At 72.6% G+C, this 20,842-nt stretch carries 22 protein-coding genes; 8 read left to right on the top strand and 14 right to left on the bottom strand.

Going from position 1 to position 20,842, the window contains the following annotated elements; genetic code table 11:
• Window positions 1–41: 41 nt before the first annotated feature.
• On the top strand, window positions 42–425 hold the full coding sequence (locus ACZ6I1_RS15700) for a cold-shock protein (RefSeq protein ID WP_322975534.1): 384 nt from the start codon (window positions 42–44) through the stop codon (window positions 423–425).
• A 68-nt stretch (window positions 426–493) separates the two neighbouring features.
• Here ACZ6I1_RS15700 and ACZ6I1_RS15695 read toward each other — a convergent pair whose 3' ends face one another.
• From ACZ6I1_RS15695 to ACZ6I1_RS15665, 7 genes are all read right to left on the bottom strand, one after another.
• Window positions 494–973, bottom strand: a complete 480-nt coding sequence (locus tag ACZ6I1_RS15695; RefSeq protein WP_469287409.1) for a DUF3060 domain-containing protein — start codon at window positions 971–973, stop codon at window positions 494–496.
• A gap of 179 nt (window positions 974–1,152) precedes the next feature.
• The gene (locus tag ACZ6I1_RS15690; protein WP_469287407.1) at window positions 1,153–2,055 is read right to left on the bottom strand and encodes a sensor histidine kinase; all 903 of its coding nucleotides are present in this window, start codon (window positions 2,053–2,055) and stop codon (window positions 1,153–1,155) included.
• The gene (locus ACZ6I1_RS15685; RefSeq protein WP_469287405.1) at window positions 2,052–2,780 is read right to left on the bottom strand and encodes a response regulator transcription factor; all 729 of its coding nucleotides are present in this window, start codon (window positions 2,778–2,780) and stop codon (window positions 2,052–2,054) included. Before ACZ6I1_RS15685 ends, ACZ6I1_RS15690 begins: the two co-directional genes overlap by 4 nt.
• A gap of 128 nt (window positions 2,781–2,908) precedes the next feature.
• Window positions 2,909–3,760 carry a 1,4-dihydroxy-6-naphthoate synthase gene (locus tag ACZ6I1_RS15680; RefSeq protein ID WP_469287403.1) on the bottom strand — a complete coding sequence of 284 codons (852 nt, stop codon included), beginning with the start codon at window positions 3,758–3,760 and terminating at the stop codon, window positions 2,909–2,911.
• Entirely contained in the window at window positions 3,747–4,472 is a 726-nt protein-coding gene (locus tag ACZ6I1_RS15675) for a futalosine hydrolase (RefSeq protein ID WP_469287401.1), read from the bottom strand. Before ACZ6I1_RS15675 ends, ACZ6I1_RS15680 begins: the two co-directional genes overlap by 14 nt.
• Before the next feature lie 13 nt (window positions 4,473–4,485).
• Entirely contained in the window at window positions 4,486–4,977 is a 492-nt protein-coding gene (locus ACZ6I1_RS15670; protein ID WP_469287399.1) for a DUF2771 domain-containing protein, read from the bottom strand.
• Window positions 4,978–5,481: 504 nt separating this feature from the next.
• The gene (locus ACZ6I1_RS15665; RefSeq protein WP_469287397.1) at window positions 5,482–6,861 is read right to left on the bottom strand and encodes an MFS transporter; all 1,380 of its coding nucleotides are present in this window, start codon (window positions 6,859–6,861) and stop codon (window positions 5,482–5,484) included.
• 326 nt (window positions 6,862–7,187) lie between these two features.
• Here ACZ6I1_RS15665 and ACZ6I1_RS15660 point away from each other — a divergent pair, with 326 nt between their 5' ends.
• Window positions 7,188–8,105 (top strand): DUF3027 domain-containing protein, encoded by a 918-nt coding sequence (locus tag ACZ6I1_RS15660; protein ID WP_469287395.1) that lies wholly within the window; start codon window positions 7,188–7,190, stop codon window positions 8,103–8,105.
• A 4-nt stretch (window positions 8,106–8,109) separates the two neighbouring features.
• On the opposite strand, the gene ACZ6I1_RS15655 is transcribed toward ACZ6I1_RS15660, so the two are convergent.
• Window positions 8,110–9,108: a WD40 repeat domain-containing protein gene (locus ACZ6I1_RS15655; RefSeq protein WP_469287393.1), complete on the bottom strand. Its 999-nt coding sequence runs from the start codon at window positions 9,106–9,108 to the stop codon at window positions 8,110–8,112.
• A 198-nt stretch (window positions 9,109–9,306) separates the two neighbouring features.
• Between ACZ6I1_RS15655 and ACZ6I1_RS15650 the strand changes: the two genes are divergently transcribed.
• Together ACZ6I1_RS15650 and ACZ6I1_RS15645 are read left to right on the top strand one after the other, a co-directional pair.
• Window positions 9,307–9,996, top strand: coding sequence for a GDSL-type esterase/lipase family protein (locus ACZ6I1_RS15650; protein WP_469287391.1), 690 nt, complete (start codon window positions 9,307–9,309; stop codon window positions 9,994–9,996).
• A gap of 53 nt (window positions 9,997–10,049) precedes the next feature.
• Window positions 10,050–11,039 (top strand): aldo/keto reductase, encoded by a 990-nt coding sequence (locus ACZ6I1_RS15645; protein ID WP_469287389.1) that lies wholly within the window; start codon window positions 10,050–10,052, stop codon window positions 11,037–11,039.
• A 252-nt stretch (window positions 11,040–11,291) separates the two neighbouring features.
• Here ACZ6I1_RS15645 and ACZ6I1_RS15640 read toward each other — a convergent pair whose 3' ends face one another.
• Both ACZ6I1_RS15640 and ACZ6I1_RS15635 read right to left on the bottom strand, forming a co-directional pair.
• Entirely contained in the window at window positions 11,292–11,435 is a 144-nt protein-coding gene (locus tag ACZ6I1_RS15640; protein ID WP_469287387.1) for a hypothetical protein, read from the bottom strand.
• A gap of 178 nt (window positions 11,436–11,613) precedes the next feature.
• Window positions 11,614–11,904 (bottom strand): hypothetical protein, encoded by a 291-nt coding sequence (locus ACZ6I1_RS15635; protein WP_469287385.1) that lies wholly within the window; start codon window positions 11,902–11,904, stop codon window positions 11,614–11,616.
• A 137-nt stretch (window positions 11,905–12,041) separates the two neighbouring features.
• Here ACZ6I1_RS15635 and ACZ6I1_RS15630 point away from each other — a divergent pair, with 137 nt between their 5' ends.
• From ACZ6I1_RS15630 to ACZ6I1_RS15620, 3 genes are all read left to right on the top strand, one after another.
• The gene (locus ACZ6I1_RS15630) at window positions 12,042–13,034 is read left to right on the top strand and encodes a helix-turn-helix domain-containing protein (RefSeq protein WP_469287383.1); all 993 of its coding nucleotides are present in this window, start codon (window positions 12,042–12,044) and stop codon (window positions 13,032–13,034) included.
• 377 nt (window positions 13,035–13,411) lie between these two features.
• On the top strand, window positions 13,412–14,839 hold the full coding sequence (locus ACZ6I1_RS15625) for a C40 family peptidase (RefSeq protein ID WP_469287382.1): 1,428 nt from the start codon (window positions 13,412–13,414) through the stop codon (window positions 14,837–14,839).
• A gap of 94 nt (window positions 14,840–14,933) precedes the next feature.
• Window positions 14,934–16,475, top strand: coding sequence for a peptidoglycan DD-metalloendopeptidase family protein (locus ACZ6I1_RS15620; RefSeq protein WP_469287381.1), 1,542 nt, complete (start codon window positions 14,934–14,936; stop codon window positions 16,473–16,475).
• 63 nt (window positions 16,476–16,538) lie between these two features.
• On the opposite strand, the gene thpR is transcribed toward ACZ6I1_RS15620, so the two are convergent.
• The 3 genes from thpR to ACZ6I1_RS15605 are packed head-to-tail and all read right to left on the bottom strand — an operon-like array spanning window position 16,539 to window position 18,978.
• The gene (gene thpR, locus ACZ6I1_RS15615) at window positions 16,539–17,090 is read right to left on the bottom strand and encodes an RNA 2',3'-cyclic phosphodiesterase (RefSeq protein ID WP_469287379.1); all 552 of its coding nucleotides are present in this window, start codon (window positions 17,088–17,090) and stop codon (window positions 16,539–16,541) included.
• A gap of 57 nt (window positions 17,091–17,147) precedes the next feature.
• Window positions 17,148–18,515, bottom strand: coding sequence for an MFS transporter (locus tag ACZ6I1_RS15610; RefSeq protein ID WP_469287377.1), 1,368 nt, complete (start codon window positions 18,513–18,515; stop codon window positions 17,148–17,150).
• Window positions 18,516–18,540: 25 nt separating this feature from the next.
• Window positions 18,541–18,978: a MarR family winged helix-turn-helix transcriptional regulator gene (locus tag ACZ6I1_RS15605; RefSeq protein WP_469287376.1), complete on the bottom strand. Its 438-nt coding sequence runs from the start codon at window positions 18,976–18,978 to the stop codon at window positions 18,541–18,543.
• A 119-nt stretch (window positions 18,979–19,097) separates the two neighbouring features.
• On the opposite strand from ACZ6I1_RS15605, the gene ACZ6I1_RS15600 reads away from it, so the two are divergent.
• Window positions 19,098–19,280 (top strand): hypothetical protein, encoded by a 183-nt coding sequence (locus tag ACZ6I1_RS15600; RefSeq protein WP_030156886.1) that lies wholly within the window; start codon window positions 19,098–19,100, stop codon window positions 19,278–19,280.
• Between the two features lie 16 nt (window positions 19,281–19,296).
• Here ACZ6I1_RS15600 and ACZ6I1_RS15595 read toward each other — a convergent pair whose 3' ends face one another.
• On the bottom strand, window positions 19,297–20,760 hold the full coding sequence (locus tag ACZ6I1_RS15595; RefSeq protein ID WP_469287374.1) for an NCS2 family permease: 1,464 nt from the start codon (window positions 20,758–20,760) through the stop codon (window positions 19,297–19,299).
• Window positions 20,761–20,842 lie beyond the last annotated feature (82 nt).

The following is a 20,842-nucleotide window of genomic DNA, read 5'->3' as shown; positions in this document are numbered from 1 at the left end:
GGCACTCCGGACCCCGACGAGCACAAGGACAGAGGACGGACGTGCCTACCGGCAAGGTCAAGTGGTTCAACAGCGAGAAGGGCTTCGGCTTTCTCTCCCGCGACGACGGCGGTGACGTCTTCGTCCACTCGTCGGTGCTCCCTGCCGGGGTCGACTCCCTCAAGCCCGGCCAGCGCGTCGAGTTCGGTGTCGTCGCCGGTCAGCGCGGTGACCAGGCACTTTCGGTGACGGTCCTGGACCCGGCACCGTCCGTGGCGGCCGCCCAGCGCCGCAAGCCCGACGAGCTCGCCTCGATCGTGCAGGACCTCACGACCCTCCTGGAGAACATCACGCCGATGCTCGAGCGCGGCCGCTACCCCGACAAGGTGCACGGCACGAAGATCGCCGGCCTGCTGCGCGCGGTGGCCGACCAGCTCGACGTCTGAGCCCCCGCACCCGTTTTCCGGTCGGCCCCGCTGAGCATCGGCTCGGCGGGGCCGACCGGCACGCGCGGTCACTTGCGCAGGACGGTGTTGCCCGTTCCGGAGTTCGACACCTTCGGCTCGCCGCCGTCCGGGGCCGAGCCCCAGGTCACGACGTTGGCGGTGCCGCTGACGGTGATGGCCGCGACCTTCTCCACGTTCACCACGTTGCCCGTGCCCTTGACGGTGAGCTTTCCGCAGGTGCCGGTGAGATCGGCGACCACGGCCTGGCCGTCGACGAGCACATCACGCCCCGCACAGTCGGTGGAACCGCCGACGACGCCCGTCCCGTCGATCTTCAGCGGGGCGCCGCCGGCGGCGGGAGCGGAGCTGCCGGCGGGGGCGGAGCTGCTCGCGGGGGCCGCGCTGCCGCCCGCCTCCGTGGGCTTCGCGGACTGCGTCTGGCCGGCCGGCTTGTCCGCGGGCGAATTCGACGTCTCCACCCCGCAGGCGACGGTGGCCGACAGCGCCAGGGGGACGAGGGCGGCGGGCAGCAGCTTGTTGATGCGCATTGCAGTACCAACTCCGTGTGTTGTTGACGTCTGTTGACCGAGTCCGTTGAAAAGAACGATAGGAAGCGGCTGTCGCACCGGGGTGGCCGTCGTGTGCCGGATCTGCGACATGCCGTACCGGTACGAGTACGAGTACGAGTACGAGTGGCGGGGGCGGTGGCGGTACGGACGGCCGCGCTTCACCCCAGGGGCAGCCGCATCCGGACCACCGTGCCGGAACCCGGACGGCTGCGGATCTCGCATTCGCCGTGGTGCCGGGAGACCACCGCCTGGACCAGCGCCAGCCCCACCCCGCTCCCGGGGATGTCCCGCACCTCGCTGCCCCGCACCAGCTCGCCCCAGACGTACGGCAGTTCGTCGGCGGGGATCCCCTGGCCGCTGTCGGCCACCTCCACCACGACGTGCTCGCTCTCCTCGAAGGCGCGCAGCACCAGCGAGGACCCGGGACCGCTGTACTTGACCGCGTTCGCCACCAGGTTGTGCAACGCCAGCTCCAGCAGATCCGCGTCGCCCGGCGGCCGCGGCAGCGGCCACGGCACGTCCGGCACGGACACGGTGACCTTGCGGTCCGCACCGCCCGGCAGCTCGGAGGCGGCCTCCCCGGCCGCTTCGAGCAGTTCCGCCAGCGGCACCGGGGTCCGCTCCATCGGCTGGTCCTCGATGGCCGCCAGCTTGCGCAGGTCCCCGGTGATCCGCACCATCCGCAGCACCTGCTCGTCCACGCGTGCCGCCGTGGCCCGGGCCGGCCCGTCCAGACCGGCCGCCGAGAGATTGGCGAGCCCGATCCGGATCGCCGTCAGAGGGTTCTTCAGTTCGTGGTCGAGCCGCCGCAGGAAGCGCCGGTGCTGCTCCCGGTCCCGCTCCGCCATCGCCGCGCGCAGCCGTTCCGTACGCCGGCGCACCAGGACGACGACCAGTGCCGCTGCCGCCAGCGCGGCGGCGAGCACCACGACACCGAGCACCGCGGCGAACCGTACGTACACCGTCACCCCGCGCACGAGCAGCGCGGCGACGGCGACCGCCGCCCCGGCGGCGAGGAGCACGGCCGCGGCGGGCAGCCGGCCGGGTATCCGTCCGGTCATGCCCCGCCCTCGACCGGAGCGACGAAGCGGTAGCCCTGGCCCGTGACGGTCTCGATCCAGACCGGCGCCGCCGGATCGTCCCCGAGTGCCCGCCGCAGCTCGGCGATCCGGTTGTCCACGGCGCGGGTGGTACTGGCGGTCTCCCAGCCCCACAGGACCTCCAGCAGCCGTTCCCTGGAGAGCAGCTCGCCGGGGTGGGTGACCAGGTAGTCCAGCAGGGCGCCCGCCTTCGGCGTGAGGACGAGTTCCCGGTTCCCGAGCCGGGCACGGCGGGCCGTACGGTCCATCCGGAGCTCCCCGGCGCGCAGGGTCCGCGCCGCGGCCAGCGGGGGCTGCCCGCGGCGGGAGCGGCGCAGCACCGCGCGGAGCCGGGCGGTCAGCTCGTACGGATCGAACGGCTTGTTGAGGTAGTCGTCCGCGCCCTCTTCCAGCGCCATCGCGCGCTCGGCGGACTCCCCGAACTCGGTGAGCAGGACGACCGGAACCCAGGTCCCGGACCGGCGGATGCGCCGCAGCACCTCACGGCCGTCCATCGCGGGCATCTGCACGTCGAGCACGACCAGGTCCGGTCCCGGTACGGCCAGGGCGCCGCGCAGGGCGGCCTCGCCGTCGGCAACCACCTCCACGGTGAAGCCGGACCGCTCCAGCAAGGGCGCCAGCTGGCTGGTGATCGCCTTGTCGTCGTCGGCCAGCAGCACCCGCGGCCGCTCGTCCCCGCCGGTCACGCCTTCTCCCCCCGGTGCCCACCGCAGGCCCGGCCCCATTGCCGTCCTGGTGCGCGATGCGCAGGAAGAATACTGTCAACGGGCCTGGTCCCGCTGTGATGTTGGCCGGTCCGAGGGGCGCGGCAGGGCTAGGGGAAGGCCAGGGCGCCGGGTGCGATGGCCGGTACCAGCCCCTCCGCCGCCGCCCGCGTCAACAGCCCGCGCACGGCCGCGTAGCCGTCGTCGCCGAGCTCGGCGGTGAACTCGTTGACGTAGAGCCCGATGTGCTGGTCGGCGACGGCCGGGTCCAGCTCCTGCGCGTGGGCCCGTACGTACGGACGGGAGGCCTCCGGGTCATCCCAGGCCATCCGGACCGACGTACGGGCGGACTCGGCCAGCGTCTTCAGGGTCGCGGCGCCCAGCGAACGCCTGGCGATGATCGCGCCGAGCGGGATCGGCAGCCCGGTCGTGGACTCCCAGTGCTCGCCCATGTCGGCCAGGCAGTGCAGCCCGTAGTCCTGATAGGTGAACCGGGCCTCGTGGATGACCAGTCCGGCGTCCACCCGGCCGTCGCGCACCGCGGGCATGATCTCGTTGAAGGGCAGTACGACCACCTCGCCGACCCCGGCCGGGAGCACGTCCGCCGCCCACAGCCGGAACAGCAGGTAGGCGGTGGAGCGTTCGCTCGGCACGGCGACGGTCCTGCCCGCCAGGTCGAGGCCCGGCTCACGCGTGAGCACGAGCGGGCCGAAGCCCCGGCCCAGGGCCCCGCCGCAGGGCAGCAGCGCGTACTCATCGAGCACCCAGGGCAGCACGGCGTACGACACCTTCAGCACGTCCAGCTCGCCGCGCTCGGCCATGCCGTTGGTGAGGTCGATGTCCGCGAAGGTGACGTCGAGGGCGGGCGCGTCCGGGACGCGGCCGTGCGCCCAGGCGTCGAAGACGAACGTGTCGTTCGGGCAGGGCGAGTAGGCGATCTTCAGCGGTTCACCGGTGCTCATGGCGTTCTCCCCAGTTCGCGAGTACGGGCCCCAGCGTGCGGAAGCCGTCGGCGAGCGCGGCGAGCGCGTCCCCGATCCGCCAGGCGGCACGGTCACGCGGGCCCACGGCGTTGGACACGGCGCGGATCTCCAGTACGGGCAGCCCGTGCGCGGCGGCCGCCTCCGCCACTCCGAAGCCCTCCATCGCCTCGGCCCCGGCCATCGGGTGCCGGGCGGCGAGTTCGGCGGCCCGGGCGGTGCTGCCGGTGACGGTGGAGACGGTCAGGACGGGCGCGAGCAGCGCCCCGGTGGCCTCGGCGGCACGCGCGGCGAGCTCGGCGGGCGGCAGGTGCACGCTGTGCCCGAAGCCGAGGGCCCGTACGTCCAGGAAGCCCTCGGGGGTTTCGGCCCCCAGATCGGCGGCGACGATCGCGTCCGCGACGACGAGGGAGCCGGGCGGGGCGGCGGGCTGGAACCCGCCGCCGATGCCGGCCGAGACGACGAGCGCGTACGGGCCGAGGGCCAGGGCGGTGGCGGTCCCGGCGGCGGCCGCCGCCGGACCGACGCCCGCGACGAGCACGTCGAAGGCGATGCCCGGGAGGTCCCGGCGGGTGACGGGATAACCGCCGGGGAGGGTGCGCGGCTCAGGACCGGGCGCGTCCGGATGAGGGGTCAGCCCGGCGGCGACGGAGTCTGCCTCCGCCGCCACCGCGGTCACGACGAGCGCGCGCACCGGGGCCGCCCGGTTACTTGAGCTTCAGGTTGAAGGTCCAGACGGAGAGCGGCTTGCCGTCCTCGCCGACCTGGACGAAGGCGAGCTTCTTCGAGGCGGGGGCCTCGCCCTGGCCGCCGGTCGCGAAGACGTCGGCGCCCGGGAAGCTGCGGTAGGTGTTCGAGGAGGGCTCGGTGATGGGCTGCCCGTCCAGGACCGCCTGCCACTTCTTGCCGTCCTCGACGACGTCCGGCTCGACGCCCAGGCGCAGCGTGTCGCCGCGGGCGTACTCGACGGTCTTGGCGTCCTTCAGGTTGGTGAGACAGTCCTGGACCTTGTCCATGGACAGCGGCTCGGTGCCTTCGTGGCAGGCGGCTTCGGCGGACACCGACGAGGTGCCGACCGTCACGGTCGCCAGCGGTGTCGGCTTGTCGCCGCAGGCGGAGAGGAGGAGGAGGCCGGCGGACACGGCTCCGAGGGCCGCGACGCTGCGGCGGGCCCTACCCGAGAAAAGCGGTGCGGTCATGAGCCGAAGGCTATCGGGCCGCTGGGCTGCGCCGCTGCACGGGGGGTCCCGGGTGCGGCGTTGCTGCGCCGCTGTACGGGGTCCCGGGCGCCGCGCCGCTGGGCTGCGCCGCTGTACGGGGTCTCGGGCGCCGCGCCGCCGCGCGAGCGGCCCCGGGCTGCGCCCGGGCTTCCCGGGGCTCCGCCCCGGACCCCGCGCCTCAAACGCCGGCGGGGCTGGTTTGGGTGTAGCGCCGTGGCGCGAGTGGCCCCGGGCTGCGCCGGGGCTTCCCGGGGCTCCGCCCCGGACCCCGCGCCTCAAACGCCGGCGAGGCTGAAGGAGACCCCGCGCCTCAAGCGCCGGCGGGGGTGGATTTGGCGGATGCCGGCCGCCAGGGGCGGCTGGATTGCCCGCAGGGCAATGTCAGCCCCGCCGGCGTTTGAGGCGCGGGGGTCCGGGGGCTGGCCCCCGGCGGCGGCGCCGCGCCTGCGCACTCGCGGGCACATTCAGCCGTGGGGGGCGGGGCTACGCGACGCGGGGGCGGGGAGTGCCCGGGTGGTGGCGGGGGGCGCCGAGGAGGCCGCGGTAGGCCATGGTCGTGCCGGCGGCGACCACGGCCGCCGCCACGGACATGCCCAGGACCCCGTGCAGCGGCAGGGCGATCCCGATCGCCCCGCCCAGCACCCACGCCATCTGGAGCAGCGTCTCCGAACGGGCGAACGCGGACGTACGGACCGCCTCCGGCACGTCCCGCTGGATCATCGCGTCCAGCGACAGCTTCGCCAGCGCCTGGCAGAAGCCCGCCGTCGCGCCCAGCACCGCCATGAACAGCCCGCTGAAGAACGCCGCCGCCAGCACCGCGACCGCGAGGGTCAGGCTGAGCACGGCCGCGATGATCGCCTCCGGCGCCCTGGCCCGCAGCCACGCCCCCACCGCCGTGCCGCACGCGTTGCCCACGCCCGCCGAGACGCCCACGATGCCCAGCGACACCGCCGCGCTCTGCCCCGCCAGGGGATGCTCGCGCAACAGGAACGCCAGGAAGAAGATCAAGAACCCGGACAGTCCGCGCATCGCCGCGTTCGCGAGCAGGCCGCACAGGACCGACCGGCTGACCGTCCGCAGCCCCGGCCGCCGCGAGTGCGCCTCGTGCGTGGACAGCCGGGCCCGCCCCTCGCCCTTGGCCTCGTCCACCTTGTGCGGCAGCGTGAACGCCGCGAAGGTGCCCCAGACGAAGATCGCGCAGGCCCCGTACAGCGGCCACTGCGGGCCGATCTGGTGGAGCCCGGCACCCGCCGGCGCCGCCACGCCCGTGGCCAGCAGCCCGGCCAGCGTGACCCGGGAGTTCGCCTTGACCAGCGAGAACGCGGGCGGCAGCAGCCGCGGCACCACGGCGCTGCGCACGACCCCGTACGCCTTCGACGAGACCAGCACGCCCAGCGCCGCCGGATACAGCTCCAGGCCGCCCGTGGCCACCGCGGCCGACATCAGCAGCGCCAGCAGCGCCCGCGCGAGCATCGCGGCCGCCATCGAGGCCCGCCGGCCGTGCGGCAGCCGGTCCAGGAGCGGCCCGATCACCGGGGCCAGCAGCGTGAAGGGGGCCATCGTGATCGCCAGGTAGAGGGCCACCCGGCCGCGCGCCTCGTCCGTGGGGACGGAGAAGAACACCGTCGAGGCCAGCGCCACCGTGATCATCATGTCGCCGGCGCCGTTGATGGCGTGCAGTTCGATGAGCTTGCCGAGACCCGATTCGCCGGCCCCGTGCGCGTGCGTGGCGCGCCGGATGCCGCGCGCCGTACCGGTGATGGGCAGGTGCAGGGCACGCCCCAGGGCCCGGCCGGCCCGCCTGGCCGGTCCCGAGCCGTCGCGGGACGACCGTACGGGTGCCACCTGGCCATAGTGCCCCACAGGTCCCTCCCGGACCCCTCCCGGCGCGTCGCGGGCGTCCTCCGCGCGCGGCCTTCTCCGCGAATCGGACCTTGCATGTGGGCCCGGGGCTTCGGAGGAGGTAGCGTGCGTAGCGCGCCACCGGCGGTTGCTCTTGGCCGCGCGCCTCTTCGCGATCCCGCAGAATGGATCGCATAAAGGTGCGCCCGGAGTCCGATCGGGTGCGGACGTCGACGCGGCCCTCTGGTCCGCTCCGCCCGCTCCACGTACGGACAGGACCGACGGGTCGTTGTGGACGACAGTACGGACGGCGCACTCGTGAGACGGCGTAGGAGAGAACGAGACCAGTGAGTGCTGCGACGACGCGAAGCCGTACCCCGCGTACCCCCGACCGCCTGTGCGTCGAGGCGGTAGAACTCGCCCGTGCGGCGGCCGAGGAAGCCGCTTTCCCCGGTGTGGTGGGAGAGCACGTCTCCGCCGTGGCGGAGGGTGACCGCGTCGTCACGCACTTCTTCGAGGCCAAGGAGCCCGGCTACCGCGGCTGGCGCTGGGCCGTCACCGTGACCCGCGCCTCCCGCGCCAAGAACGTCACGCTCGACGAAACGGTGCTGCTCCCCGGCGAGGACGCGCTGCTCGCCCCCGAATGGGTGCCGTGGAGCGAGCGGCTGCGCCCCGGCGACATGGGCCCGGGCGACCTGCTGCCCACCGACGCCGAGGACCTGCGGCTGGAGCCGGGCTGGTCGGGCGAGGACGCCCCGCCGCCGAACTCGGTGGTCTCCACCGAGATGGCCGAACTGGTCGAGGCGGAGGACGCGGACGTCACCGACCGCACGGTGGTCCCGGTCCGCGGCTCGATCACCTCGGTCGCCGAGGAACTCGGCATGCGCCGGGCCCGGGTCCTTTCGCGGTACGGGCTGCACAGCGCGGCCGACCGCTGGGACGAGGCCTTCGGCGCGAAGACCCCGATGGCGCAGGCGGCGCCGGCGTCCTGTGTCTCCTGCGGCTTCCTCGTCGCGATCGGCGGCTCGCTGGGGCAGGCCTTCGGCGTGTGCGCGAACGAGTTCAGCCCGGCCGACGGGCGGCTGGTCTCGCTCTCGTACGGGTGCGGTGGCCACTCGGAGGCGGCGGTCATGCCGGCGCCGCTGAGGCCGGCGCCGCCGGTGCTCGACTCGATGGCCACGGACGAGTTCCTGCTGCGCCCGTCCCCGGACACGGGCTCGGTCCCCACGGCGGACCTTCCCGCGGCGGACCTGGGCCACTCGTAGCCTGCTAATCGGCACGTCCCCGGCGGCGCAACAGCCGCTTGGCGGCGAAGACGATGACCAAGGCGGCCGCCAGGACCGCGGCTCCCTTGCCGAAGCCGCCCGGCGGCTCCGGCAAATGAGCCGCGTCCGCCGGTGACCCCGGTTGCGGGGACGCCGACGGGGCGCCGGACGCGCCGGCCAGCGGGACCGCGACGACCCGGCTGGCTTCGCCCTCCGCGCCGAACATCAGCGCCGAGCCGTCCGCCGTGTACGTCGCCGACTCGGCCTGCCCCTGCCACGGCGCGTCCACCCGCTCGCCCTCGCCCTCCGGCCGGCCGTCCTTCCACGGGTACGTACGGGCCGCGAAGTAGCCCCGCAGGGCCAGCCGGCTCCCGTCGGGGGAGAACGCCCCGTCCGTCACCCACGGCACGTCCGCGACCCGCCGGAACACGTTCGCCCCGCCCGCCGACAGCCGCTCCGGGCCCTCGTACAGCCCGCCCGTGCGCTCGTGCTTGCTCGCGATGTACACCCGCCCCGTCACCGGATGCACCATCAGCGCCTCCGCGTTCCGCGGCCCGTCCGCGTACCGCACCGTGAACTGCGCGGCCTTGACCGTGACATCACCCAGCTGCTTCGGCTCCGGGAACCGGTAGATCCACACGTGGTCCCAGGTGCCGTCCTTGTTGTCCCCGATGTCACCGACGTACAACTGCCCGTCCGGCCCCAGTGAGATCGCCTCGACGTCCCGCGGACGCCCGACGCCCGTCAGGGTGACCCGCGCCACCGTTTTGCCGCTCGCCGAGTCCACCGCGTAGACGTACGGGCCGTCGTCGCTGTCGTTGTGCGTCCAGTACACGCCCGGGTGGATCCGGCTGGCCGCCAGTCCGCTCGACTCCTTGATCCGCGGGTCGGTGATGGTGAACGAGGACACGCCGGGAGCCTCGGCCGCGAGCGCCGCCGACGACGGCAGCAGCAGGGCGAGCACCAGGGCGGCGGAGGCGGACGTCAACGGCAGCATGCGCATGCCCCCCAGCCTGCCAGCCCGCGGGCCGTGTCCGTCGGATCACGCCGGGTCCGTGGTGTCCGGTGCCGCAGGTCGCTCCGTTCCGGTCCTGCCTGCTCCCGCCTGCTCCCGCCCGCTCCCGCCCGCTCCCGCCCGCTCCGGCCCCGGCGTGTCCGGCATCACAGGGGCCCGGGTCGGGTGATCCGCGATGATGACCGGATGCGTTTCATGTTCGTCGGCGACTCCATGACCATCGGACGCGCCGGTGACTGGACCTGGCGCTACCGGATGTGGCAGCACTTGTGCTCCACCCCCGGCGGGCCCTACGAGATCGTCGGCCCGCGCACCGAGCTGTACGACACCGCCGCCGACGCGCCCACCAGCCACGCCTACGCCGACCCGGACTTCCCGCCGGACGCCCGCCGGCACCTGGCCGGCTGGGGCGAGGGCTGGCAGCACATGGCCCCGCTGATCGGCCCCGCGGCCCGCGCCGGCCGCGCCGACGTCCTGCTGGTCTCCCTCGGCCTGATCGACCTCGGCTTCTACACGGGCGCCGACGACACCGCCGCCACCATGCGCCGCTTCGTCGCGGCCGCCCGCGAGGCCCGCCCCGGCATCCGGATGGTGCTGCTGCCGGTGATACCGAACATCCGCGCCGAGGAGGACGCCCCCTTCGCCGCCGAGGTGGCCCGTTTCAACGAGCTCCTGGCGAAGGCCGTGGCCGATCTGACCACCGCCGCCTCACCGATCCTGCTGGGCGCCCGCCCGGACGCGTACGACATCCACCGCGACACCTACGACGGGACCCACCCCAACGCCTCGGGAGAACACCGCCTGGCGGGCGAGTTCGCGGCGGTGCTCCACCAGGCCTGGGGCATCGGCGGCCCCTACCGGCCGGCGACCACCTAGCCAACCCGCAGGCCCTTGCCTGGAGTGGACTCGAAGCAGTTGGCTTGTGCCCCATGAAGTACACGCAGCTCGGACGCACCGGACTCAAGGTCAGCCGACTCGTCCTCGGCACGATGAACTTCGGTCCGCAGACAGACGAACCGACCAGCCACCGGATCCTGGACGCCGCCCTCGACGCCGGTCTCAATTTCGTGGACACGGCCAATGTGTACGGGTGGGGCGCGAACAAGGGCCGCACCGAGGAGATCCTCGGCACCTGGTTCGCGCAGGGCGGGAGCCGGCGCGAGAAGACGGTCCTGGCCACCAAGGTCTACGGCTCCATGTCCCGCGAGGGCGAGACCTGGCCCAACGAGGACCGGCTGTCGGCGCTGAACATCCGCCGGGCCGTCGAGGCCAGCCTCAAGCGGCTCCAGACCGACCACATCGACGTCTACCAGTTCCACCACATCGACCGCCGGACCCCCTTCGAGGAGATCTGGCAGGCCGTGGACGTACTGATCCAGCAGGGCAAGATCCTCTACGCGGGCTCCTCCAACTTCCCCGGATACAAGATCGCCCAGGCCAACGAGACGGCCGCCCGGCGCGGAATGGTCGGACTCGTCAGCGAGCAGTGCCTCTACAACCTCGCCGAGCGGCGCGCGGAGATGGAGGTCATCCCGGCGGCCCAGGACTACGGCCTCGGCGTCATCCCCTGGTCCCCGCTGCACGGCGGCCTGCTGGGCGGGGTCGTCAAGAAGGAGGCCGAGGGCGGCCGCCGCGCCTCCGGACGGTCGGCGGACGCGCTGGCCAACAGCTCGGTACGGGCCCAGGTGCAGGCGTACGAGGACCTGCTCGACAAGCACGGCCTGGAGCCCGGCGAGACGGCGCTGGCCTGGCTGCTCACCCGGCCCGGCGTGACGGGCCCCATCGTCGGCCCGCGTACGGCGGAGCAGCTGGAGAGCGCGCTGCGCGCGCTGGAACTGGAGCTCGCCGAGGAGGTACTGGCCGGGCTGGACGAGATCTTCCCCGGGCCCGGTCCGTCCCCGGAGGCCTTCGCCTGGTGATCCGGTGCCGCAGCGGCCGCCGCCGCGGCCGCCGCCCCGGCCCGAGCGTGCGGCGGGCGGGCTACTGGCCCAGGGCGGCCGCCACGGCGACGACGGCGAACATCAGCACGAGCACACCGGCCATGACACGGTTTCTGGTCTTCGGATCCACCGTTCGAGGTTAACGCGGCAGCCCCCGCATCACTGACGCGGGGGCTGTGCCGTGGTGGGGCTCACGCCGCCGGGCCGGCGGCCTTCCGGTGCCGGCTACTGCTACTGCCAGCTCATGTCGTTCGTCGTCGCGACGACCGGGGACTGCGCCGGTGCCGCGAGGGCGGCGGCGGCCGCGGCGGGGGTGGCGAGGGCCAGGGCGAGGGCTGCGACCGCGGCGGCCTGGGCGATGCGGGTGATGCTCATGGTGTCCGGTTCCCTTCGGGCAAGCGGCTGTGGTGGTCCCGGCCGGTCCCGCGCCCCGCGGTGGCGCCGTCCTTTCCGGTGAGACACAGCTAAGCCGGGCCCGCGCCGCCGCAGAAGGGCCTGCGGCTGGCCCAAACCGTCCCTGGACGGATGCGTCCACACGCCGGCCGGCCACCGCTCAGATCAGCCCCACCGGCATGAGCGGTACGCCCACCCCCAGGAGCCGTGCCGGCGGCAGCACGCGCGCCCCCAGGAGGCGCCGGCAGACGGCCTCCGCCCGCTGCTCGGCCTCCTCCAGGGAGTCCGACAGCAGATAGAAACCCAGGGTGAAGTGGTGTGCGGACTGCGGGTGCACGGCCAGGTGCTCGACCCGGTCCCGCGCCGCCAGCCCCGCACGGGCCGCCTCGCGCAGGTCGTCGGGGACTTCGGCCGGGGGAATCGTGCACAGCCGGGCGTGGACGAGGTACATGCTTCTACGGTCACCCGTGCGGGCCCCGCCCAACCGCCAACACGGCCGGCCGCTTGCGGACGTGGCCGCATCTGTCCAGCTCGCGACCCCTCTGAGATGATCACCGCGACAGTCACACACTGAGGTTGGGGGACCACATGTTGACCGAACTCGGGCTCGACGCCAGAGCCGAGGCCGTCTACCGCGCCATGCTCATGGCGCCCACGTCGGGGGTCGCGGCGCTCGCCGCCGCGGTGGGGTCCACACAGGACGACGTACGCGAGGCCCTGGACCTGCTCAGCGAACTGGCCCTGGTCCAGCCGTCCGCCGACGACAGCGGCCGACTGCGCGCGGTCTCACCCGACATCGGCATGGAGATCCTCATGGCCCGCGGGCAGGCCGAACTCGCCGCCCAGCAGCAGCGGTTGGAGGCATCCCGGGCGGCCGCGGCCCGGCTGATCTCCGAGTACTCGGAACTCCGGCCCGCCAGCAACCATCCCGGCGTGGAGCAGCTCATCGGCCTCGACGCGGTCCGCGACCGGCTGGTCGCGCTGACCCGTGAGACCCGGGAGGAACTGCTCGCGTTCTCCCCGGACGCCACGCTCAGCGCGTCCGCCCTCGCCGCCTCCCGCCCGCTCAACCGGCAGCTGCTGGAGCGGGGGGTGCGGATGCGCACCGTGTACCTGGACAGCGTCCGCAACAACCGCCCCTCCGTCGAGCACGCGAACTGGCTCGCGGAGCTGGGCGGCCAGGTGCGCACGGCGCCGTCGCTGCCGACCCGGATGCTCGTCGTGGACCGGCGGACGGCTCTGATCCCGGTGAGCGACGACTCCTCCGCCGGGGCGGTCGTCCTCACCGGGCACGGGATGCTCGTCGCCCTGTGCGCGCTCTTCGAGTCGACGTGGGCTTCGGCGCAGCCGCTGGCGGAGGTGGCGGTCCTGGGCCCGCACGGGCTGACCGCGCAGCAGTCGGCGGCGGTCCGGCTGCTGGCGGAGGGCCACACGGACGAGGCGATCGGCAAGCGTCTGGGGGTGTCCTCGCGTACGGCCCGGCGCATCGCCAACGAGCTGATGGAACGGCTGGGCGCCCGCAGCCGCTTCGAGGCCGGTGTCCGCGCGGTACAGCAGGGCTGGCTTCCCGCGCGCGTGTAGGCCCCCGGCCTTTACGTCCTCCCCATAGTCCGCACCCCGTCCGCCCGGCCGGATCACCCCACGTGATCCGGCCGGGCGCTTTTCGTCCGGGCCTCGCGGCGCCCTGGACTGGTCCGGCCATGGCCCGTTGGGGCCAGCGGCTTCCCCTTCCGCCCGCTCCGGGCGGCGGCGAATCTAGTGCCTGTCACCGGGGCGCAAGCCGCCCCCGACACGCGACACGGGATCCGGACCGCTGCACCTGCAGGGCAGCTGTCCCCCCGCGCCGCTCGCTGCACCGCACCGCCGCGTACGCCTCTGCCGCTGGTCGAGCAGCGCGCTCTCAGCCACCCACGAGCCACCACCGGAGCCCCGCCATGCCCCGAGCCGCCCGAAATGCCGTGAACATACGGAATGCCCGCCACGCTGCCGTGGCCACCGTCCTGGCCGGCGCCGTCGCCGCCGGCCTGGTCGTCACGATGGAGACGGCCACCGCCGCACCCGCCGCCATCGCCGAGACCACGACCGACGACCCGGACTACGGCAGCACCGGACAGGGCCCGGAGATCGGCCTCGACGGGGACTTCAGAGCCTCGGCGTACTCCTCGACCGCCACGACCATCACCCGCAGCAAGGTGATCGACCGCGCCAGGACGTGGGTCAACGCCGGCCTGGTCTACAAGGGCTCGGCCACGTACGGCGGTTACCGCACCGACTGCTCCGGCTACGTCTCGATGGCCTGGGACCTCGACGGCTCACCCACCACCGACTCCTTCGAGCCCCGCGGGCTCGTCCGGTCCATCGGCAAGGCCGACCTCAAGGCCGGCGACGCCCTGCTGGACAACGACGCCGGTGCGGACGGCCACATCGTCCTCTTCGAGAAGTGGGCCAACAGCGACCACACCAAGTACTACGGCTTCGACTTCACCCCGAGCGGCGTGCACTACCGGGTCTACGACTACCCGTACTACTCGGGCTACGGCCCGTTCTACCCCGTGCGCTACACCAACATCGTCGACGACCCGGCCACCACCACCCCGCCCCCGGCCCCCACCGGCATGACCGACCTCGTCGCGGCCAACCTCAACGGCGACGGCGTGGACGACGTGGTCGGCGTGGAGGCCTCCACCGGCAAGCTCTGGCTGTACAAGGGCACTTCCACCGGAACCATCGCCGGCGGCAGCGCTCGCGTCGAGATCGGCTCGGGCGGCTGGAACGGCATGTCCAACCTGGCGGGCGGTGACTTCACCGGCGACGGCCGGGACGACATCATCGCCACCGAGGAGTCCACCGGGAAGCTCTACCTCTACCCGGGCAACGGCACCGGCCTGAACGCCCGCAAGGAGATCGGCTCCGGCGGCTGGAACGGCATGCACGACCTGGTCGGCGGCGACCTCACCGGCGACGGCAAGGCCGACATCGCGGCCGTCGAGACCACGACCGGCAAGCTCTGGCTGTACAAGGGCAACGGCGCCGGCTCCATCGGCGGCGGCAGCACCCGCGTCGAGATCGGCTCGGGCGGCTGGAACGGCATGCACGACCTGATCGGCATGGACATCAACAGCGACGGCAAGGCCGACATCGTCGCCGCCGAGAGCTCCTCCGGCAAGCTCTGGCTCTACAAGAGCAACGGCACCGGCCTGAACTCCCGTACGGAGATCGGCTCCGGCGGCTGGAACGGCATGAACGACCTGACCGGCGGCGACTTCACCTCGAACGGGTACGACGACGTGATCGCCGCCGACAAGGCGACCGGAAAGCTCTACCTCTACCCCGGCACCGGCACGGGCCTGGGCGCGCGCAAGGAGATCGGCACCGCGGGCTGGTAGCCCGTACCGCCCCCCGCGCACCCCTCTCCTCCGCGACACCCCTTCACTCCACCGACCCTCCCTTGGCACGCCCGTGCCGGTTTGGACGCATCCCATGTCTGTCTCCTCCGCCAACTCTGCCCACTCCGCCGACTCCGCCCGCTCCTCCGCGCTCTCCCGGTTCATGACCCGGCGCGTGCGCATCGCCACCGGTCTGGTCTGCGCCACGCTCACCGCGGTGGCCCTCTCCACCGGCGGCGCCGTCGCCGACGGCCCGGAGGACCCGCACACCGACCTGCCCGCGCTGACCCTGGAGGAGATGGGCCTCCCGGCGTCCTACGGTGAGGTCACCGCCTCCGCGTTCTCCGCCACCAGCGACCGCCCGCTGTTCCAGATGCCGTTCCGGTGCGGCGAGAGCTGGCAGGGTGCCTCCCGGGGGCACCACAGCCCCACCCCCGCCGCGATCGACTGGACCCACGGCGGCTCGACCTACGGCATGCCGGTGGTGGCGAGCGAGGGCGGCCGGGTGACGCTCAGGGACAAGGGCAACGAGAGCTACGGCAAGTACGCGGTCATCGACCACGGCAACGGCTACAGCACGCTGTACGCCCACCTGAGCAGCTTCAGCGTCTCCAGCGGCGCCACCGTGGCGCGGGGCCAGCAGATCGGCGCCGTCGGCAGCACCGGCAACTCCACGGGGGCGCACCTGCACTACGAGCAGCGCTACAACACGACGTACCTGACCACCACCTTCAACGGCAGCACGTTCAGCGGCTACGGCGAGTGGGAGAAGTCGCTGACCAGCAAGAACTGTGCGACCGCGACCCCGGACCCGAAGCCGGAGGGCCCGGGTGACGGCACCGCCGGCAGCACCGGCATGACCGACCTGGCCTCCGCCGACCTGAACGGCGACAACGTGATCGACGTCGCCGCGGTCGAGGCCTCCACGGGCAAGCTGTGGCTGTACAAGGGCAGTTCCACGGGAGCCATCGCCGGCGGCAGCTCCCGCGTCCTGATCGGCTCGGGCGGCTGGAACGGCATGTCCAACCTGACCGGCGGCGACTTCACCGGTGACGGCAAGGACGACATCGTGGCGGTGGAGGAGTCCACCGGCAAGCTGTGGCTGTACAAGGGCGCTGACGACTCGACCATCTCCTCGGGCGGCGCCCGGGTCCTGATCGGCACCGGCGGCTGGAACGGCATGTCCAACCTGACGGGGCTCAACCTGAACGGCGACGCGATAGCCGACCTCGCGGCGGTCGAGAAGGCCACCGGCAAGCTCTACCTCTACCCCGGTACGTCCGGCGGCGCGCTCGGCGCCCGCAAGGAGATCGGCTCGGGCGGCTGGAACGGCATGTCCAACCTGACCGGCATGGACCTCAACAACTCCGGCCGCCAGGACCTGGTGGCCGTGGAGAAGTCCACCGGCAAGCTGTTCATGTACCCCGGCGCCAACGGCTACCTGAGCCCGCGCATCCAGATCGGCTCGGGCGGCTGGAACGGAATGTCCGACCTGATCGGCGGCGACCTGCTGAACTCGAACCTGTCGGATGACCTGGTCGCGGTCGAGAACTCGACCGGCAAGCTGTTCCTCTACCCGGGTACGGGCCAGGGCGGCCTGGGCGCCCGCAAGGAGATCGGTTCCGCCGGCTGGTAACCGCCGGCTCGCGAAGCGGCCTGTCCCCGAGGGGCAGGCCGCTTCCCGTGCGCGTGCGCGCTCCTAACCCTCCAGGGGCCAGGCTCCGACGGTGTCGTAGCGGGGCTGCTCGCCGGGGATCCCGCTGACCGGCAGGTTGCTGCGGACCAGGGACAGGGTGTCGACCCGCCAGGGGGTGCCCTCGAAGCCCGCGAGGGCGTCGAGGCAGGGCCGCAGGGTCCCGCCTTCGCGGGACCGGGCCAGGGTGAGGTGCGGGGTGTAGCGGCGGTGCTGCTCCATGGACACCCCGGCCCGCCGGGCCGCGGCGTCGGCCCGCTCCGCGAGCAGGCGCATCGCGTCGATGTCCCCGGCGGCGCCCATCCACAGCGCGCGCTCGCCGAAGTGTCCGGCGCCGTGCAGGCGCAGCGCGAACGGTGCGGTGCGGGTCGCCGCGCGGGCGAGGCGGGCGTGCAGGTCGGGGAGCAGCTCGTCGCGTACCTCGCCCATGAAGGCGAGCGTGAAGTGCCAGCCCGGCTCGCCGGTCCAGGTCAACCGGTCGTCCCGCAACGGCCGCACGGCCGCCGCCAGCTCGTCCAAGGCCGCCTCGGGAGGCAACACGGCTGCGAACAGTCTCATACGGCCGAGCCTAGTGCTGCGGCCCGGCTCCCGGGGCTCCGGGGGCCGGGCCGGGGGTCAGGCGGCCGGGACCAGTTCGCGGTCGCGGACCGCCGGGACGAAGGTGACGCCGTGGCGGTTCACGCTCAGCCGCAGGTTCCCGACCCGCGCCAGGACCACCGCGATGGAAACGGCGGCGGCCAGCGACACCAAGCCGCCGGCAGCCATGCCGATCCGCGCCCCGTACGTGTCCGTGATCCAGCCCAGCAGCGGGGCGCCCAGCGGCGTGCCGCCGGTGAAGACCATCATGAACAGGGCCATGACCCGCCCCCGCATCTCGGGGTCGGTCGCCATCTGCACGCTGGAGTTGGCCGTCACGTTGACCGTCAGGCCGAACAGGCCGATCGGCACGAGCAGCGCCGCGAACAGCCAGAAGCCGGGCGCGAAGGCGGTCACGACCAGCAGTACCGAGAACAGCACGGCCGCCGCCACCAGCAGCCGCAGGCGGGAGTGTCCGCGCCGGGCGGCGAGCAGCGCGCCCGCCAGGGAGCCGGCCGCGATCAGGGTGTTGAAGAGCCCGTAGGTGCCCGCGTCCCCGTGGAACACCTCGCTCACGTACGCCGACAGCCAGATCGGGAAATTGAACCCGAAGGTGCCGATGAAGCCGACGAGGACGATCGGCCAGATCAGCTCCGGCCGCCCGGCGACGTACCGCAGGCCTTCGCGGAGCTGCCCCTTGGCGCGGGGCCGGGGCGGGGCGGGGCGCAGTTCGTGCGTCCGCATCATCAGCAGGCCGGCGATGGGCGCGGCGAAGGACAGTCCGTTCAGCAGGAAGGCCCAGCCGGAGCCGAATGCGGTGATCAGCACACCGGCGATCGCCGGGCCGACCAGCCGCGCGGACTGGAAGTTGGCCGAATTCAGACTGACGGCGTTGGCGAGCTGGTCCTTGCCGACCATCTCGGGCACGAAGGTCTGCCGGGCCGGGTTGTCGACGACGGTGACCATGCCGAGCAGGAACGCGGCGAGGTAGACGTGCCAGACCTGGACGTGTCCCGCGATGGTGAGCACGGCCAGTGCGATGCCGGTCAGGCCCATCGCGCTCTGGGTGGTGAGCAGCAGCGGCCGTTTGGGCAGCCGGTCGGCGAGTACGCCTCCGTAGAGCCCGAACATCAGCATCGGCAGGAACTGCAGGGCGATGGTGATGCCGACGGCGGAAGCCGACCCGGTCAGGGAGAGGACCAGCCAGTCCTGGGCGATGCGCTGCATCCAGGTGCCCGTGTTCGATACGACCTGGCCGGTGGCGAAGAGCCGGTAGTTCCGGATCTTCAGCGAGCTGAACATCCCCCGGCTGCCGCCGGGAGGTGCACCCGGGGTCTTGCCCGCGGGGGTGGTGTCGGGGGTGGGTATGTGGCCGGGTGCGGAGTCTGCTCCGTTTCCCGTACTCAAAAGCGTTCGCCTCCTGGCGTCGTTCCTATAGGTGTGCGAGCTTCTCCAGGACGGGCGCGGCCTCGCGCAGCGTGGCCCATTCGTCCTCGGTCAGCTCCTCCACGAGCCCGGCGAGGAAGGCGTTGCGCTTGCGGCGGCTCTCTTCGAGCATCGCTTCGGCCTCCTCCGTCTGGCGGACCACCTTCTGGCGGCGGTCATCGGGATGTGGTTCCAGCGTGACCAGTCCCTTGGCCTCCAGCAACGCGACGATGCGCGTCATCGACGGCGGCTGGACGTGTTCCCGCCGGGCCAGCTCGCCAGGCGTGGCCTGGCCGCAGCGGGCGAGGGTGCCGAGGACCGACATCTCGGTGGGGCTCAGCGATTCGTCGACGCGCTGGTGCTTCAGGCGCCGGCCCAGCCGCATGACGGCGGAGCGGAGGTCGTTCACGGCGGCAGCATCGTCGCCATGGGTAAGGTCACGCATGTCTTTAGAGTAACTCATTACTCTAGCTAAAGAACAACGCATATCGGCCGTCACTCGTACGGGTGAGTCGGCGGCGGAAAGTGACACGCGCGCCTCCCCTCTGCCCCGAGTCTTTCGGCATGGGGACACATGTGCTCAGCATGCGCATAGACGGGGAGCTCCTCGACAGGCTCCGGACTCATGCCGCCAAACGCGGAATGAGCGTCCAGGACTATGTGGTCCGGACGCTCATTCGCGACGACTTCGACGAACGCTTCAAGGCGGCCGTCGACGAGACGGAGAAGTTCTACGGGCTGACGTGAGCCCTCATGCGGCTCCTCACGTGAGGCCGAGGGCCGGCATCGCGTAGAAGAAGACGAACACCGCCGACACGGCGTACATGGCCACCGGGACCTCACGGCCCCGGCCGGTCGCGGCGCGCAGCACGCAGAAGCTGACGAAGCCGATGCCGATGCCGTTGGTGATCGAGTAGGTGAAGGGCATCGTCACCATGGCCAGGAAGGCCGGGACGGCGATGGTGAAGTCGTTCCAGTCGATGTCCTTGACGGAGCCCGCCAGGATCAGGAAGCCGACCGCCACCAGGGCGGGGGTGGCCGCCTGGGACGGGACCATGGTGGCGAGCGGGGTCAGGAACAGGGCCAGGGTGAACAGGCCGCCGGTCACGACGTTCGCCAGCCCGGTACGCGCGCCCTCGCCGACCCCGGCCGTGGACTCCACGAAGCAGGTGGTGGCCGAGGAGGAGGTGGCTCCGCCCGAGGCGACGGCCAGGCCGTCGATCAGCAGGACCCGGTTGATGCCGGGGAACTCGCCGGTCTCCTTGTCGATCAGCTTCGCCTCGTCGCCGACGCCCAGGATCGTGCCCATGGCGTCGAAGAAGCAGGACAGCAGCACGGTGAAGACGAACAGGACGCCGGTCAGCACCCCGACCTTCTCGAAGCCGCCGAACAGGCTGACCTGGCCGACGAGCCCGAAGTCGGGGGCGGCCACCGGGTTGCCCGGCCAGGCGGGGACGGTCAGGCCCCAGGCCCCGTCCGGCAGCTCGGCGACGAGCTGGACGCCGACCGCGGCGACGGTCATCACCACGATGGAGATCAGGATCGCGCCGGGCGTCTTGCGGATCAGCAGGGCGAGGGTGAGCAGCACCCCGACGACGAAGATCAGTACGGGCCAGCCGTGCAGGTGGCCGCCCGTGCCGAGCTGGAGCGGGACGGTGGTGTGCGCGGCGTCGGGGATGCGCGTGACGAAGCCCGAGTCGACCAGGCCGATCAGCATGATGAACAGGCCGATGCCGATCGCGATGCCCTTGCGCAGCCCCACCGGGACGGCGTTCATGACGCGCTCGCGCAGGCCCGTCGCGACCAGCAGCATCACCACGAAGCCGGCCAGGACCACCATGCCCATGGCGTCGGCCCAGCTCATGCGCGGGGCGAGCTGGAGCGCGACGACCGTGTTCACGCCGAGGCCCGCGGCCAGCGCGATCGGGACGTTGCCGATGACACCCATCAGGAGCGTGGAGAACGCCGCCGTCAGGACGGTGGCGGTGACGAGCTGGCCGCCGTCGAGCTGGTGTCCGTACATGTCCTTCGCGCTGCCCAGGATGATCGGGTTCAGCACGATGATGTACGCCATCGCGAAGAAGGTGGCGAAGCCGCCGCGCACCTCGCGGGCGAGGGTCGAGCCGCGCTCGGAGATCCGGAAGTGGCGGTCGAGGACCGAGGTCTCCCGAGGGCCGGGTTCCGGGGCGCTGACTGCGGGGGCGGGGGCCGGGGCAGGGGTGCTCATACGGTCCTCATTGGGTGGTTCATACGAAGAAAATGGGCCGCGCCCAAACCGTTTCAGTATGAACACATGAGCGAAGGGGCGT

The sequence above is a fragment of the Streptomyces sp. NPDC046303 genome, assembly GCF_055588085.1.
Note: the sequence above shows the minus strand (reverse complement) of the source record. Positions and strands in the feature narration are given on the sequence as shown.

Coding starts and splice junctions, on each gene's coding strand:
- ACZ6I1_RS15695 (WP_469287409.1), bottom strand. CDS start 973: ATGCGCATCAACAAGCTGCTGCCCGCCGCCCTCGTCCCCCTGGCGCTG.
- ACZ6I1_RS15690 (WP_469287407.1), bottom strand. CDS start 2,055: ATGACCGGACGGATACCCGGCCGGCTGCCCGCCGCGGCCGTGCTCCTC.
- ACZ6I1_RS15680 (WP_469287403.1), bottom strand. CDS start 3,760: ATGAGCACCGGTGAACCGCTGAAGATCGCCTACTCGCCCTGCCCGAAC.
- ACZ6I1_RS15670 (WP_469287399.1), bottom strand. CDS start 4,977: ATGACCGCACCGCTTTTCTCGGGTAGGGCCCGCCGCAGCGTCGCGGCC.
- ACZ6I1_RS15655 (WP_469287393.1), bottom strand. CDS start 9,108: ATGCGCATGCTGCCGTTGACGTCCGCCTCCGCCGCCCTGGTGCTCGCC.
- ACZ6I1_RS15650 (WP_469287391.1), top strand. CDS start 9,307: ATGCGTTTCATGTTCGTCGGCGACTCCATGACCATCGGACGCGCCGGT.
- ACZ6I1_RS15645 (WP_469287389.1), top strand. CDS start 10,050: ATGAAGTACACGCAGCTCGGACGCACCGGACTCAAGGTCAGCCGACTC.
- ACZ6I1_RS15640 (WP_469287387.1), bottom strand. CDS start 11,435: ATGAGCATCACCCGCATCGCCCAGGCCGCCGCGGTCGCAGCCCTCGCC.
- ACZ6I1_RS15635 (WP_469287385.1), bottom strand. CDS start 11,904: ATGTACCTCGTCCACGCCCGGCTGTGCACGATTCCCCCGGCCGAAGTC.
- ACZ6I1_RS15630 (WP_469287383.1), top strand. CDS start 12,042: ATGTTGACCGAACTCGGGCTCGACGCCAGAGCCGAGGCCGTCTACCGC.
- ACZ6I1_RS15620 (WP_469287381.1), top strand. CDS start 14,934: ATGTCTGTCTCCTCCGCCAACTCTGCCCACTCCGCCGACTCCGCCCGC.
- thpR (WP_469287379.1), bottom strand. CDS start 17,090: ATGAGACTGTTCGCAGCCGTGTTGCCTCCCGAGGCGGCCTTGGACGAG.
- ACZ6I1_RS15605 (WP_469287376.1), bottom strand. CDS start 18,978: ATGCGTGACCTTACCCATGGCGACGATGCTGCCGCCGTGAACGACCTC.
- ACZ6I1_RS15600 (WP_030156886.1), top strand. CDS start 19,098: ATGGGGACACATGTGCTCAGCATGCGCATAGACGGGGAGCTCCTCGAC.
- ACZ6I1_RS15595 (WP_469287374.1), bottom strand. CDS start 20,760: ATGAGCACCCCTGCCCCGGCCCCCGCCCCCGCAGTCAGCGCCCCGGAA.